This window comes from Paenibacillus algicola (assembly GCF_005577435.1).
Classification (GTDB): domain Bacteria; phylum Bacillota; class Bacilli; order Paenibacillales; family Paenibacillaceae; genus Paenibacillus_AQ; species Paenibacillus_AQ algicola.
Genome location: NZ_CP040396.1, coordinates 3,239,973 through 3,252,189, shown reverse-complemented (window position 1 = coordinate 3,252,189; position 12,217 = coordinate 3,239,973). Strand labels below are relative to the sequence as shown.

The 12,217-nt window shown below is 50.4% G+C and carries 22 protein-coding genes; 17 read left to right on the top strand and 5 right to left on the bottom strand.

Going from position 1 to position 12,217, the window contains the following annotated elements; translation table 11 throughout:
- The first annotated feature begins 3 nt into the window (after nucleotides 1–3).
- From E6C60_RS15270 to E6C60_RS15225, 11 genes are all read left to right on the top strand, one after another.
- Nucleotides 4–417, top strand: a complete 414-nt coding sequence (locus E6C60_RS15270) for a phage baseplate assembly protein V (protein WP_138226627.1) — start codon at nucleotides 4–6, stop codon at nucleotides 415–417.
- Nucleotides 414–821 (top strand): phage tail protein, encoded by a 408-nt coding sequence (locus tag E6C60_RS15265; RefSeq protein WP_138226626.1) that lies wholly within the window; start codon nucleotides 414–416, stop codon nucleotides 819–821. The genes E6C60_RS15270 and E6C60_RS15265 overlap by 4 nt, the downstream gene beginning before the upstream one ends.
- Nucleotides 818–1,147 (top strand): hypothetical protein, encoded by a 330-nt coding sequence (locus E6C60_RS15260; protein ID WP_138226625.1) that lies wholly within the window; start codon nucleotides 818–820, stop codon nucleotides 1,145–1,147. Before E6C60_RS15265 ends, E6C60_RS15260 begins: the two co-directional genes overlap by 4 nt.
- Nucleotides 1,147–2,274, top strand: coding sequence for a baseplate assembly protein (locus E6C60_RS15255; RefSeq protein WP_138226624.1), 1,128 nt, complete (start codon nucleotides 1,147–1,149; stop codon nucleotides 2,272–2,274). The genes E6C60_RS15260 and E6C60_RS15255 overlap by 1 nt, the downstream gene beginning before the upstream one ends.
- A complete protein-coding gene (locus E6C60_RS15250; protein ID WP_138226623.1) occupies nucleotides 2,267–2,827 on the top strand; it encodes a phage tail protein I in 561 nt (186 codons plus the stop codon). The genes E6C60_RS15255 and E6C60_RS15250 overlap by 8 nt, the downstream gene beginning before the upstream one ends.
- 8 nt (nucleotides 2,828–2,835) lie before the next feature.
- Nucleotides 2,836–4,299 (top strand): tail fiber protein, encoded by a 1,464-nt coding sequence (locus E6C60_RS15245; RefSeq protein WP_138226622.1) that lies wholly within the window; start codon nucleotides 2,836–2,838, stop codon nucleotides 4,297–4,299.
- A 17-nt stretch (nucleotides 4,300–4,316) separates the two neighbouring features.
- Nucleotides 4,317–4,751, top strand: coding sequence for a hypothetical protein (locus E6C60_RS15240; RefSeq protein ID WP_138226621.1), 435 nt, complete (start codon nucleotides 4,317–4,319; stop codon nucleotides 4,749–4,751).
- A gap of 50 nt (nucleotides 4,752–4,801) precedes the next feature.
- Entirely contained in the window at nucleotides 4,802–4,933 is a 132-nt protein-coding gene (locus E6C60_RS21475) for a hypothetical protein (protein WP_267900157.1), read from the top strand.
- A gap of 93 nt (nucleotides 4,934–5,026) precedes the next feature.
- The gene (locus tag E6C60_RS15235) at nucleotides 5,027–5,320 is read left to right on the top strand and encodes a hypothetical protein (RefSeq protein WP_217496399.1); all 294 of its coding nucleotides are present in this window, start codon (nucleotides 5,027–5,029) and stop codon (nucleotides 5,318–5,320) included.
- Between the two features lies 1 nt (nucleotide 5,321).
- The gene (locus tag E6C60_RS15230; protein WP_138226620.1) at nucleotides 5,322–5,594 is read left to right on the top strand and encodes a phage holin family protein; all 273 of its coding nucleotides are present in this window, start codon (nucleotides 5,322–5,324) and stop codon (nucleotides 5,592–5,594) included.
- Nucleotides 5,587–6,321 carry an N-acetylmuramoyl-L-alanine amidase gene (locus E6C60_RS15225; RefSeq protein WP_138226619.1) on the top strand — a complete coding sequence of 245 codons (735 nt, stop codon included), beginning with the start codon at nucleotides 5,587–5,589 and terminating at the stop codon, nucleotides 6,319–6,321. The genes E6C60_RS15230 and E6C60_RS15225 overlap by 8 nt, the downstream gene beginning before the upstream one ends.
- Before the next feature lie 17 nt (nucleotides 6,322–6,338).
- On the opposite strand, the gene E6C60_RS15220 is transcribed toward E6C60_RS15225, so the two are convergent.
- The 3 genes from E6C60_RS15220 to E6C60_RS15210 all read right to left on the bottom strand — a co-directional run bounded on the left by E6C60_RS15220 (nucleotide 6,339) and on the right by E6C60_RS15210 (nucleotide 7,811).
- Complete coding sequence (locus tag E6C60_RS15220) at nucleotides 6,339–7,004, bottom strand: AP2 domain-containing protein (protein WP_138226618.1); 666 nt, start codon at nucleotides 7,002–7,004, stop codon at nucleotides 6,339–6,341.
- Between the two features lie 177 nt (nucleotides 7,005–7,181).
- Complete coding sequence (locus tag E6C60_RS15215; RefSeq protein ID WP_138226617.1) at nucleotides 7,182–7,400, bottom strand: hypothetical protein; 219 nt, start codon at nucleotides 7,398–7,400, stop codon at nucleotides 7,182–7,184.
- Between the two features lie 27 nt (nucleotides 7,401–7,427).
- Nucleotides 7,428–7,811 carry a hypothetical protein gene (locus E6C60_RS15210; protein WP_175415324.1) on the bottom strand — a complete coding sequence of 128 codons (384 nt, stop codon included), beginning with the start codon at nucleotides 7,809–7,811 and terminating at the stop codon, nucleotides 7,428–7,430.
- A gap of 167 nt (nucleotides 7,812–7,978) precedes the next feature.
- On the opposite strand from E6C60_RS15210, the gene E6C60_RS15205 reads away from it, so the two are divergent.
- Both E6C60_RS15205 and E6C60_RS15200 read left to right on the top strand, forming a co-directional pair.
- Entirely contained in the window at nucleotides 7,979–8,194 is a 216-nt protein-coding gene (locus tag E6C60_RS15205; protein ID WP_138226615.1) for a hypothetical protein, read from the top strand.
- A complete protein-coding gene (locus E6C60_RS15200) occupies nucleotides 8,172–8,447 on the top strand; it encodes a hypothetical protein (RefSeq protein ID WP_175415323.1) in 276 nt (91 codons plus the stop codon). Before E6C60_RS15205 ends, E6C60_RS15200 begins: the two co-directional genes overlap by 23 nt.
- Nucleotides 8,448–8,496: 49 nt before the next feature.
- On the opposite strand, the gene E6C60_RS15195 is transcribed toward E6C60_RS15200, so the two are convergent.
- Entirely contained in the window at nucleotides 8,497–9,159 is a 663-nt protein-coding gene (locus E6C60_RS15195) for a hypothetical protein (protein ID WP_138226614.1), read from the bottom strand.
- A 63-nt stretch (nucleotides 9,160–9,222) separates the two neighbouring features.
- Nucleotides 9,223–9,447: a transcriptional regulator gene (locus E6C60_RS15190; RefSeq protein ID WP_138226613.1), complete on the bottom strand. Its 225-nt coding sequence runs from the start codon at nucleotides 9,445–9,447 to the stop codon at nucleotides 9,223–9,225.
- Between the two features lie 198 nt (nucleotides 9,448–9,645).
- Between E6C60_RS15190 and E6C60_RS15185 the strand changes: the two genes are divergently transcribed.
- The 4 genes from E6C60_RS15185 (at nucleotide 9,646) to E6C60_RS15170 (ending at nucleotide 12,216) form a co-directional block, all read left to right on the top strand.
- The gene (locus tag E6C60_RS15185) at nucleotides 9,646–10,443 is read left to right on the top strand and encodes a ParM/StbA family protein (protein ID WP_138226612.1); all 798 of its coding nucleotides are present in this window, start codon (nucleotides 9,646–9,648) and stop codon (nucleotides 10,441–10,443) included.
- On the top strand, nucleotides 10,436–10,645 hold the full coding sequence (locus E6C60_RS15180) for a hypothetical protein (RefSeq protein ID WP_138226611.1): 210 nt from the start codon (nucleotides 10,436–10,438) through the stop codon (nucleotides 10,643–10,645). Before E6C60_RS15185 ends, E6C60_RS15180 begins: the two co-directional genes overlap by 8 nt.
- Nucleotides 10,642–10,863 (top strand): hypothetical protein, encoded by a 222-nt coding sequence (locus E6C60_RS15175; protein ID WP_138226610.1) that lies wholly within the window; start codon nucleotides 10,642–10,644, stop codon nucleotides 10,861–10,863. The genes E6C60_RS15180 and E6C60_RS15175 overlap by 4 nt, the downstream gene beginning before the upstream one ends.
- A gap of 165 nt (nucleotides 10,864–11,028) precedes the next feature.
- A complete protein-coding gene (locus E6C60_RS15170) occupies nucleotides 11,029–12,216 on the top strand; it encodes an FtsK/SpoIIIE domain-containing protein (RefSeq protein WP_175415321.1) in 1,188 nt (395 codons plus the stop codon).
- The last annotated feature ends 1 nt before the right edge of the window (nucleotide 12,217 follow it).

The following is a 12,217-nucleotide window of genomic DNA, read 5'->3' as shown; positions in this document are numbered from 1 at the left end:
ATCATGAAGGTTTTTCGAACAGGAGTATGCTCCACATCCAGTCCGGCTGCCGGCACGATCACAGCTGTATTTGAAGACCTTGAAGATGCAGTCTCCGGCGATCTTCCAGTCATCTCTCGCGGTGGTTGGGCACGTAGCAACGACCTGCCGGAACCTGGTCAAGAGGTGGCCTGTTTGTTTTTTACGAATGGGATCTCAGATGGGATATGTCTTGGTGTGATCGATGATAATGACCCTCCGGGCGCTCCGGATCAGAGAGGGGTTTGGTTTGAGGACGGTTCATACGTCTATTACAACCGGTCCTCCAAACAGCTCATGGTTAAGGCTTCCGGCGGCGTATCCCTTGAGGGCGATGTGACCATAACCGGCAGTTTAACAGTTGAAGGCAGCATAACGCGAGGCGGTGAGACCATATGAAGTTAGGGCTTGGAGCACTGGGGGATGTGGTCTTCATATCGTCGTTCAAGACCCCGATTAAAGTGCGCACATTCCGGGATTTCCAGCGCGATTCCTCGGCCAGATGGGGGAGCAATGATATACACCTGCATAAGCCCCGCAGCCAGTTTCTCGGCCCGGGGCTTGATACGATATCGTTCTCCATGACACTGGATGCACGGCTTGGTATGAACCCCCGGAAAGAAATGGAGAAGCTTCTGGTCTATCAGCGCGATGGAAAAGTGCTCCTGCTGCAGGTAGGCGGGAAGCCGCTAGGGCAAGGAAAATGGAAGATCCTGAGCCTGTCCCAATCCTGGGCTGACATTGACCGGGAGGGCAACCTGATCAAGGCAGATTTATCGATCACATTGGAGGAATACGTATGATCGAACATACAGTAAACGTAACGCAGCCGGCAGCCATGAGATTTGGGCTGACAGGCATTGAATCCATCAAGCAAAACATACAGGTCATAGCAACGACATACGCAGGCACGGTCCCTCTGGATCGTGCCTTAGGTATATCTCCGGGAGTCGTTGACCAGCCCGAGGTTATAGCGCAGGCTCTCTTTGTGAATGAGCTCATGGCAGCCATCGAGGAGGGTGAGCCGCGGGCTCAAATCACTGACATAGACTATGAGCAGACCCCGGAAGAGGCGGCGCAGGGTAAATATCATGCTGTCATCAGGTTTGTTGAAAGAGAGGTGCTGTAATGGCGCAGCTAGTCGAATTACCCGATATCAAATTTGTCGAGGATGACGCTGACAAGGTCTTTTTAGACGTGGTCACCGTGTTCCAAGGATTTACCGGGCGGACCTTAAACCGTGCGGATCCGGAAATGCTAGCTTTGCGGGCCTTTGCTCAGCTGATCATCCAGCAAAGGGTGCTGATCAACAAGGTGGCAAAAGGAGAGTTGCTGAGGTATGCAAAAGGGATTGTCCTGGACTACTTGGGTGATCCGGAAACACCCCGGCTGCAGGCGGAGCCGGCAATCACCACAGAACGCTTTACACTCTCAATTCCTTTGGTCACTCCGCAAATTATCCCAGCTGGAACCCGCATTGCTCCCGAGGGGGCAGAAGGTTCTATTTTGTTTGCAACCAAAGCAGCGGCGACCATCCCTGCAGGGGTGACTACAGCAGACGTGCTGATCGAGTGTCTGACGCCTGGCGTCATCGGCAACGGCTTCTTGCCGGGTCAGCTGACCACGCTCATCGACCCCTTGCCGTTTGTGGCGTCTGTGACAAACCTTACGACTACAGCAGGCGGCGCAGATACCGAGGATGATGATTCGTACCGTGAGCGCATCAGAATGGCCCCTGAATCCTTTTCTACGGCCGGACCGGAAGAAGGATACGAATACTGGGCTAAGTCAGCGAGCGCCGCCATCGTGGACATAGCGGCTGTCTCCGAGTCGCCGGGAGAGGTTACGGTGGTACCTTTGCTGGAGGGTGGACAGATACCTATACAGGCTGTACTTGATGCTGTAGCTGCCAAAATCAACGGCAGACGGATACGACCTCTAACGGATCGAGTGACCGTCCAGGCTCCGGAGGTTGTGTCTTACGACATTGATTTGACCTATTACATCCACCGCGATCGTGCCGCAGAGTCGGCTGTTATTCAGGCTGCCGTAGACAATGCGGTAATGGCGTTCAGGTTGTGGCAAAAATCGAAGCTGGGGCGTCCGATTAACCAATCTGAATTGATCAGCAGGGTGATGAATGCCGGGGCTCAGCGCGTCGAGCTGATCAGTCCAATGTATACGCCGATCACAGAGCTGCAGGTCGCGCAGGAAACAAACGTTAATGTGGTATTTGGAGGGCTTGCAGATGATTAACATAGACCAGATCAGCGTGTATGACCTGCTGCCGCCGAATGCACAGGCAGATCCTACCGTCTCGGCTGCGGCCAGGGCGCTGGACAGTCATGTACAGCTGCTCAACAAAGAGGTAGAGGACTTGTCCTTTTATCGCAGGCTGATGCAGGGCCGGATCACGGATGCAGAGGCAGACGAGCGGGCTTGGCAGGATCACGTGGACTTTTGGGACACCACGCTGCCTCTGGAACAAAAGGTGCAGCTGCTCAAAAATGCGAAAGAGTTCCACCGGATCAAAGGGACGCCCGGCGCGATCGAGGACCTCATCACAATCCTCTTTGGTGAGGGTAAGGTCGAAGAGTGGTTTCAGTATGGTGGGGAGCCTGGATATTTTAGAGTCACCACCAATAATCCGGAGGTAACCCTGGACCGTGCACAGGAGTTCTACCGTGCGGTCGAATCGGTAAAACGTCTCACCGCTCACCTGGAAGAGGTGATCTTGTCACAAACCGAGAGCTTTAACCTATACCACGGCGCGGGCGTCCACGTTAGCGAGTACATCTTAATCAGGTAGGTGATCAAATGTCTTCATTTAGTGCAAAGGGATTAACAAACAAGGGCCGATCATTACAGGCCAAGGCCCAGGCAGGAGCGCAACTAAAATATACCAAGGTCGTAATCGGAGACGGTCAACTCGGGGGGCAGTCCATTACAGCACTTACAAACGTGATCAGCTCTAAAAAGACAATAGACGTCACGCGTTTAAAAATGACGCCGCCGAATCAGGCTACGGTGGGATTTGTACTGTCTAATCAGGACGTTACAACGGGCTTTTACTTTCGAGAAATCGGCGTTTTTGCCATGGACCCGGACGAGGGTGAAATTCTATATTATTATCTCAATGCGGGAGATACAGCAGACTATATTCCGCCTACCGGGACCGGGGATCTAATCAACAAAAATTTCGACGTGCTGGTTTATGTGGGCCAAGCCCAGAGCGTGACGCTTTCGGTCGATACAAATCTTGCTTATGTTACACACAAAGAACTCGATGAAGCATTGGAGGGTCTGGACCCTGATATCCCGGATGCCTCTCTAACCCAAAAAGGACTCGTGCAGCTTTCGAATGCAACGAATGGTACAAGAGAGAGCGTCGCAGCCACAGAAAAAGCGGTCAAGGCTGCATACGACGAAGCCCTCGCGGGAAAGCAGCTTGGAGTTGAGCGTAAAGCGGAAGTGGTTGCCGCGCTTAACTTCATTGGTGTAACGGCATCCACAAGCGAAACATGGGCTCAACTCATTCCTAAGATCGCGGCTGTAATCCGCGCGAGCGGCAATGCAACGGCAGCTGATCTCTTGGCTGGGAAGACGGCGAGTAACGCAAGCGGTCCGATAACGGGCAGTATGCCAAACCGGGGCGCACTCACGTTGACGCCTGGCCCATCAGCACTTTCTATCCCTGCAGGATATCACAATGGTTCTGGTGTTGTACCGGCGGTGGTGGTCCCAGCAGGTAATGTGCTTGCAGGCACGACGATCGCCGGGACACCCGGCACAATGCCAAACCGCGGCGCAGGCGGAACCGTCACACCGGGCACAATAAACCAAACCAAGGATGCCGGGTATTATTCTTCGCCAATAACGATCTTGGGTGATCCTGATTTAATCGAATCAAACATACGAGCAGGCGTGAATATTTTTGGGAAAAACGGGACGCTTCAAGAAGGAAAAAAATACATCGAGATCCAAGTGGGTGCTCTTGCCGGAAACCAATCTCAGCAGATCGATCTTGGTTTTGAACCTAAAGTGGCCGTTGTGTATGGCGTGAGTAATGCCTCCAGTTATCCTTATGGATCGTTGGAGGGTGAGGGCTTGGTGAAAACGCCGCCGATGCCGTCATCGGGGCAAAGTAACTATGTGACTATAATAACTTTCAAGGTTGGCGGTAGTTATTTGAAAATTTCGCCAAACCTACAGCGTGTGTTAACCGTTTCGAACACGCAAAGCGGATCTTATAGAGACGTAAAGGTCTGCGCGTGGGAATAATAAACTGAGGTGAGAAAATGACATTGTATACATTTGGGCGCTGGATCTATTACGACAAGATCACAGGCGAAATCTTGCATAATACAGGGATAAGTCATTCAACTGACCCGGAATATGAACTCAAGCGAAAACCGTTTGAGGCTGTATCGAAACTGCAAGAACGAGATGCATCAACGGTGGAGATTATAAAACTTGAACCAGAAGACTATGAGCAGGATTTCCGGGAGGGTGTGTTGGGTCGCGTCAATCCTGAAACGGGCACGTTAGAATTTGCATATCCGGACCCTGACGAACCCGAAACGCCGCCCGTTTATCAGCCTCCGTTGTCGGATCAGGTGAATGAGCTCAAACAGGAAAACGCGCTTCTTAAAGCTCAGAACGCGGCCTTATCCGAACGAGCCGACTTTATCGAGGACGTCATCGCAGAGATGGCCAATCAGGTGTACCAGTGATGCTCAACTTGCTTTATTGGCTTGTATGCCGCTTGAAGGGAGGTGAGGTCATGATGGCGATGTTTTTTGCTCAACGTGTGATTTTGGGTAAGACAGCATTTAGCGCTGTACCATCTACGCTGCAGCCGGGCGTGCGTGATATTCTGGTTGACAGCGGTCTGGAGTTTCTGATTGAAGAATAGTTTCACCAGCAGCGCCGCAAGGCGTATTTTTTATGCCCCTGGGTGGTCCGGGGGCTCTTTTATTTATAGAGAGGGAGACAGGGGGGAAGAAAGGTGGACATCACTGCCATGATTGCATTAATCGCTGCTATAAGCGGTATTGTGTTGGGTTGGATCGGCCGCACCAGATCATATCGTCAAGATCTGATCCAAGAGGCTGGAGCCGACGCGCTCCAACGCGCTGATGTGGATTACATCAAACGGGGAGTAGATGATATTAGGCTCGAGCAAAGGGTGCAAGGTCAGCGGATTGATGCTTTGTCTGAGCGCGTGACACGAGTCGAAGAATCGGCCAAGCAAGCTCACAAGCGCTTGGACCGAAAAGAAGAAATGGGAGGCGGAATTTGAAATGGAATGGAACATGATTTTTGAATTGGTTGATCCGCGGCTGTTGATCGTTGTGGCCGCATGCTGGGTGATTGGCTTCATCTTGAAACAGACACCCAAGGTGCCGGACTGGTCCATCATTTATGTTGTGCTGGCGGTGGCTATTCTCTTCACCGTTGGCGTCATCGGCTGGAGCATGGAATCCATAATCCAGGGCATCCTGGCCGGTGCCTTTGCCGTGTTTGGTCATCAGGTCGTTAAACAAACCAAGATTGGAGCTGATCAATATGAGTAAGAAGGTATGGATCGACGCAGGCCATGGCGGTAAAGATCCGGGTGCTACAGCGAATGGGCTGCAGGAGAAGGATATTGTACTGAAGTTGTCCCAAGGGATCAAGCAGCAGTTAGAAGCAGAGTATGAGGGTGTCGAGGTGTTGACATCCCGAAGTACGGACGTGTTTCTCGAACTGTCCGATCGGACCAGCAAGGCAAACAAAGCAGGGTCTGATATCCTTGTGTCCATCCATTGTAATGCTGCAGGCGGATCAGGCGGGTTTGAGACATTTCGATTTACAAATGCGTTACCTGCCTCCGTAGCTCTTCAAAATGCGCTGCACCGCGAGATCATGTCGGCGCTAAAACCCTACGGCGTTACGGATCGAGGACAGAAGTCCAAAAACCTGCACATGGTGCGGGAAAGTAAGATGCCGGCTGTGCTGACCGAAAACCTTTTTGTGGATGTTGCCAAGGATGCTGGCCTGCTGAAACGTCAGGAAGTGTTGGATGCTATTATTCAAGGGCATGTGACTGGGGTTGCTAAGCATCTAGGCCTGAAGAAAAGGGAGGGAGCAGGAGTGTCTAAGAATGAACGTGATATTAATGCTGTAAGCCCGTGGGCTGCATCAGCATGGAAGGCGATGACCGAACAAGGTTACGTGGATGGCAGCCGGCCGGGTGCGCCGATTACTCGGGAGGAAATGGCGGTTATGCTGAGTCGATTTATTAATAATCAACAGAAATAAGTATAGACCCTGCCGGCTTAATCGCTGGCAGGGTCTTTTTTTGCTTTGTACCATGCTAAAAAATCGCCATGCAGTTTTTCCTCGGCTTCTTCCCTGAGACGGATCGCATCCTTTTTGTCTGAGCGCCTGCCAAGTCGGTAACGTTTCCCTTGGAACATGATTTCCGCAGACCACTTATTCCGACTTGCATCATAAAATACGCCCTTTGTTCCGCTTTTGTTGCGGGAGCTGACTGTATTCGCTAATAGAGCAGCGACATTCGTACCTTCATCAAAAAAAGAATTAACGTGATCAGATACCAGGCAGCCACAGCTGCGGACATGGTTATGTTTCAGTTCGCTGGCTGCTACGGGTACCTGTTTGCCACAGTCACACTGGCATAACCACATAATAGACTTTTTGCCCTCAATTTTAATTTTGTGCAGAGCAATGAGCTTCCCAAACCGTTTGCCAGATAAATCAATATCGGTTTTAGCGTGTCTACTCGCGAGGTACTCTTGATGCAAACATCCGCAGCTTTTACAGTCTCCACGTTGTAAAACATTAGCGGCCGCTACTTTTGAGTTTCCACAATCACACAAGCATTGCCATAGTGAGGGTCCCCCATTCGGGGGCAGTTTATAGATTACTGTCAATCTTCCAAAACGCTGCCCGATCAGGTCAATCTTTTTAGGCATCTCCATCTACCTCAAAACGGCTTCTCAGCCACAGCGGCCGCCCCTCAAACAATGCATCCGGTTTGATCATAGAGCCCCGGTATTTTGGATTCAGCGCTCTCATGCCGGACTCAGTAACGTTTTGCTGCGAGGTGCCCTTGTGCCGGGCGACCCACGCAGCTCCAACGTATTCAAGGGGCGGTACTACTTTACCAGCATCAGGCCAGTAGGGTGATCCCAATCACACATTTCAGATTCGTCTTCGATGTTTTCCCAGCCTTCAACCGCTGCCCATGTCACAATATACTCGTTGCCCTCAGCGTCAGATGCTTGTGCTTTGTAAATCGGAGTTTCTCCGGCCGGTCCGTCGATATAAGGCTCTTGCTTCAGGGTGATTTCTTTGTTTTCAAATTGGATTTTCATTTAAAATCGCTCCTTTTATTTGGTTTATTATGCGATGTAAGAGTTGATCTCGTTTTGCGTTGCGCTGACCTTCACGCCGTTTTGAATCAAGAAGAACCCTCGGCGGTTACCGTTGTTAAACTCATACGCACCGTCTTTCAAGCGAAAAATTTTGTCACCAAACTCATCTGTGCCATCTTGGTTTAAGAATTTGCGATCCAGTTTGAAGGTTGGGTGTGTGCCGACGATTTGAGCCATCCACGTTCTGTGCTTGCGAGTATCGGCCTTCAATTCCACTTCTGTGTACTTAGGGGCTTTTGCTTCGGCCCACGCCATGGCAAGAGCCTGGGCAAAGTATTCTTTTACCTTACCTCCGAATTTCACAACAGCTGCCTTTGCGATCTCCCAAGCTCTCACCATAACGTTTTTCATTTTCATTCGCTCCTTTTCTTTAATGTCCTTTGCTCTGATATAAATATATCCCAATAACCTGTGTAATACAAGCGAACATAACAAGAACATAAAATTAAAATTTCGATTGCTTGAAATGTTAGTGTTTGGTTATAATACAAACAAACGTTCTTATTTTGGAGGCGAACATGATGGAGAAGTACATCGGAGGCGTCGTTGAGATCATCTACATAGACCGCAAAAACAACATCACACAGAGGCAGATTGAGGTGCTCGGGGTTAAAGATGGCCGAGTAAGAGCCCTGTGCTTGAAGACCGGAGCTCCGCGGGTGTTTCTTACTGATAACATTCTGGCCACAAAACGAGTGGGAGGTGGCCGGCATGCTGCCCGATCTGGAGCGTAAGCTGTTGCGGATCCTCGTTAATTATTCGATGCACCGGCGGACCATGCCTCCAGTTAAATTGATTGAGTATTTGACTGGCCGGGCTAAGGCTGAGATCACCCAAGGGCTGGAGAGCTTGGAGAACAGAGAGTTCATTACTTGGGCAGATAAGGGGACCACACAGGGGATTAAGATTCTGCGCGAAGAGGAGGACGAAGAGCCTCAGCTGCCGGCGCAGGATAGCAACAATCTGGATTACTGGACTTATTATTAAAAAAACAAACCTGTCAGCTATGTGAGCCGGCAGGTTTGTTTTTACATTTCTATTTTATTTTGCGCATATTATCATTCATTTGCTCTTCATTTGATTTCACAGATTCACTTTCCGGAGTTTCAGCGCCGCGATAAACGTATTTGCTGTTTTGGTAAAAATCATATGCGAATTGACTGGCTGGATGAGATTCTTGAAGTGAACGATTTAACACAACAGACCTAAAAATGTTACCTAACATATAGCCATCGTTGTCACTGTCCGCCAAGTATCTATTATTTTTAAATTCATAAACAATGTATTTTTGGAAGTCATCTAGTTCAGCATCACTCGGCTTGTAAGCTCTTGCTAACATTTCTGCAGCATCCGCTTTTTCAGTTTTCGAAGAATCCTCTGAAGCTATCTTCTTCAAATCCACTTCCCATGCATTATCGTTTGATTTCTCCTTAACAGGTTCCTTCACAGGTTCCTTAGCGGGTTGTTTCACTGGCTCTTTAGGTTTTTCTTCCTCGACGTCAGGTTTTTGATTCGATTCTGATTCCTCATCTGTTTTCTTCTCGTCCGGTTCACTTTCCGCTTCGTTTTTCGATTCATTGTTAACGTTAGATACGATGTTTGTGCTAGTAGGTTCTTTTGTCTCGGGCGTATCAGAGCAGGCCGTTGTTACAATTACCGCCAAAAATAAAGCAACACTCAGTTTCATAAAAGGCTTCAATGTCTTTATCCCCCTATAATAAAATTTCACAAGCACGAGTATAACAAATTTAGGAAATTATTTCTATCCCCAAAAACTCTTCTTGTCTATCTCCTTCCCGGATAATTTAGCAGCAGCCTTTACAAGAGCATCTTTTGTAATACTACGCATCTTAGGGTCAATTTCATTACACGCTTTTGAGATTGTGTCTTTATTAAGTTTGGTCAATTTTCGGATTTCTTCCTGTTCAATACCGTGCCTATCTAAAAACGCCCCGAATTTGCTTCTCTTCTTGCCCAGCCCAAACATACCGTTCACCTCATAAATAATGTTTTTACTGTCAGGATGGACAAATCTAGCGAAAAAGATACAAGCAGTATAAAAGAAAACGGATATAAATCGGAAACATGACCAGGCTCTGCCCATAGATATGTAACTAGATACGGCACAACGGGCTCCGGCGCGAGCCCAGTACCGTAACCAGCTATACAACAAGGCGGGATGCTTATGATATCGGCCATCGATGCGGGCAACTATCAAACCAAGTTTTATGATGGCAAACAGATGAGGTCGTTTCCCTCATTAATCGGCGAGTATAGGGATCGCAATCTTCGGCAGCAGCACGGTGATTATGATTTTGATTGGCAGTACGGCGGTCAGAGAGGTTTCGCTGGCACACTGGCCATGTATGAGAGCGAGTGCGCAGACAGCCGTAAGGGCGAGACCAAGGCACATCCTGATGCACGCCTCAGGGTGCTGCTGGCCCTGCACAGGTTTGCGGAAGGCACCGAGCATCAGATCATTGTGGGGCAGCCGATCAGCACGCACCAGGAGACGGAGAAAGCGGCCATAAAGGAAATGCTCTGCGGCCGGCATGAGCTCACGGTCAACGGTCAGCGAAAGCTCATTGTGATTCGGCGGTGTGAGGTGGCTGCTGAAGGGGTCGCTGCAGGCCTCTTGGTACCCGGTGGGGGAATCATCCGTATCATCGATGTCGGCAGCGGCACGGTTAATTTCGGCACCCTGATCGATCGCCGGTTTAACGATCGGGGCAGTTTTACACTCGGTACCGGCATGGAGACACTGCGGTCCGTCCAGCCATCAGACTTTGCTCGGCAGATCGCCCTCAGGGCGCTTGCTGGAGGCTGGTTGGGCACAGATAAGGTGTTTATATGCGGAGGAGGGGCAGAGGTCATCCTGGAGAGCCTGCGGGCGTACTTCCCAGGTGTCCTGATGATTGAGGGGGACGCCAGCTTTGCCAATGTAAAAGCATTTTATCTGATCGCGAGGAAGGTTTATGGCTAAAGAAATCAAGATCATACAGGTCGCCTTTAATATTTTGGATCCGGATCAGCTGCAGCTCTACGATCACGTCCAGGAACGGCCCAATAAATCCGGGTACCTTAAGAGGCTGATTCAGCGAGATGTGGATAGCGCCCTGCCACAACAGCAGCCGGCGGCAGCGATCCGGGAGACAGATGATTTTGCGGTAGAGGGTTTTATTTGAGGGGAGCGATTAAGATGGTGGACCTGACTCCAGTTTTTGAAGTGCTGGGCATTGGCGTGGTGGCTCATTTTAGCGGCAATGTGCTTGAACACATCGGGCACGGCGGAAAAGTGATGTACGTCCGGATCGGCTCGTATGTGGCCTGCGCTTATGTGGCGTTTAGCGCCTGGTGGGATTGTCTCAGAGAGGTTGCCCATACGTTTGGAGTACATTTGTAAATGTCTTTGTAGATACATCTCAATACATTTGCAGATAGCTTTGTAAGTGCAACAGTATCGTGACTTTTGTAATACAAGCAAAAACGTTGAAATGATGGTGAATTGTGAATTTGTTTTGAGCGAAAAGGGGCGAAGCGAATGATAATGAGCGGAGCAGGGGGGCTTATGGTTTTAAAGTTGGCGACGGCTGCCGGCTGCATTGGTGGAGCTTGGGGAGTTTGGCGCAGTGGCCCTGAATCGGTATATCGTGCCAAGATGCGGCGGTTGTTTATCACTGGGGAGATTTGTTATAAACGGAAGAAACGTAAAGGAGAGGAGGTCTGCAGGTACCCGCAGGTGAGCCGGGTGACTGTATACCATGACTGTGTGCAGGTGGTGTTTGTGCTGCCGGATGGGCTGGACCCAAAAGAGATCCACAAGCGAGCGTGGCTCTTTGAGCAGACCTTTGGCGATAACATTGATTTAAGCGGCACAGCTAAGACTTTCACGCTCAACGTGTACCAGCAGGATGTCCAGAGGTTTGATTACGATTCTGTTGCTGTCGAGCGGGCTGTGAGCGGGCTCAGGCTGCCGATCTATGTCGGACGCAGCCGGACAGGTGACGAGGTATACGATATGACGGAGCATCCACATCTGCTGGTGGCTGGAGAAACTGGTAGCGGCAAGTCCGTCGCACTGCGGTCCATACTTACCACCCTGATACGCACGGCCGGGGATCGTATGGAATTGTACTGCGCTGATCTCAAGCGGTCAGAGTTCCACCTCTTTAAAGGCATAGCCCGGCAAGTGGTGGTTGAAGCTCCCCGGCTGCACCAAATCGTGCTGCGGATCCGGAAGGATATGCGTAAGAGGGGGGATGTCTTGGACCGGGCCGGGATGGCCCATGTGGATGAGCTGCCAAGAAAAGAGCGGCCGCCGTATATCGTTCTGGCCATTGACGAGGTGGCGCTGCTAAAAAAAGAAAGGGATCTGATGGACGGCATCGAGGAGATCAGCGCGATCGGCAGAGCCTTGGGCGTGTTCTTAATCCTCTCCATGCAGCGGCCTGATAGCGATGTCCTGGACGGCAAGCTGAAAAACAACCTCACAGTCCGAATGGCCTTTAGGCACAGCGATGAGATCAACAGCCGCATCACTCTTGGCAGCGGGGAGGCAGCTGACATCCAGCAGAGCCAAAAGGGCCGCATGATGCTCAAGCTGGACGGCACAAAGACGGTGCAGGGGCCTTATCTGGACCTGCCAAAGGCAAAGACACTACTAGAGCCTTACAAGGCCGTAGAGGAGCCGACAGGGGCACAGGAGCCGCAGCCAGAGCCAGTAGAGGACGATGTGATAGAGATAGGGGTGTTGTAGG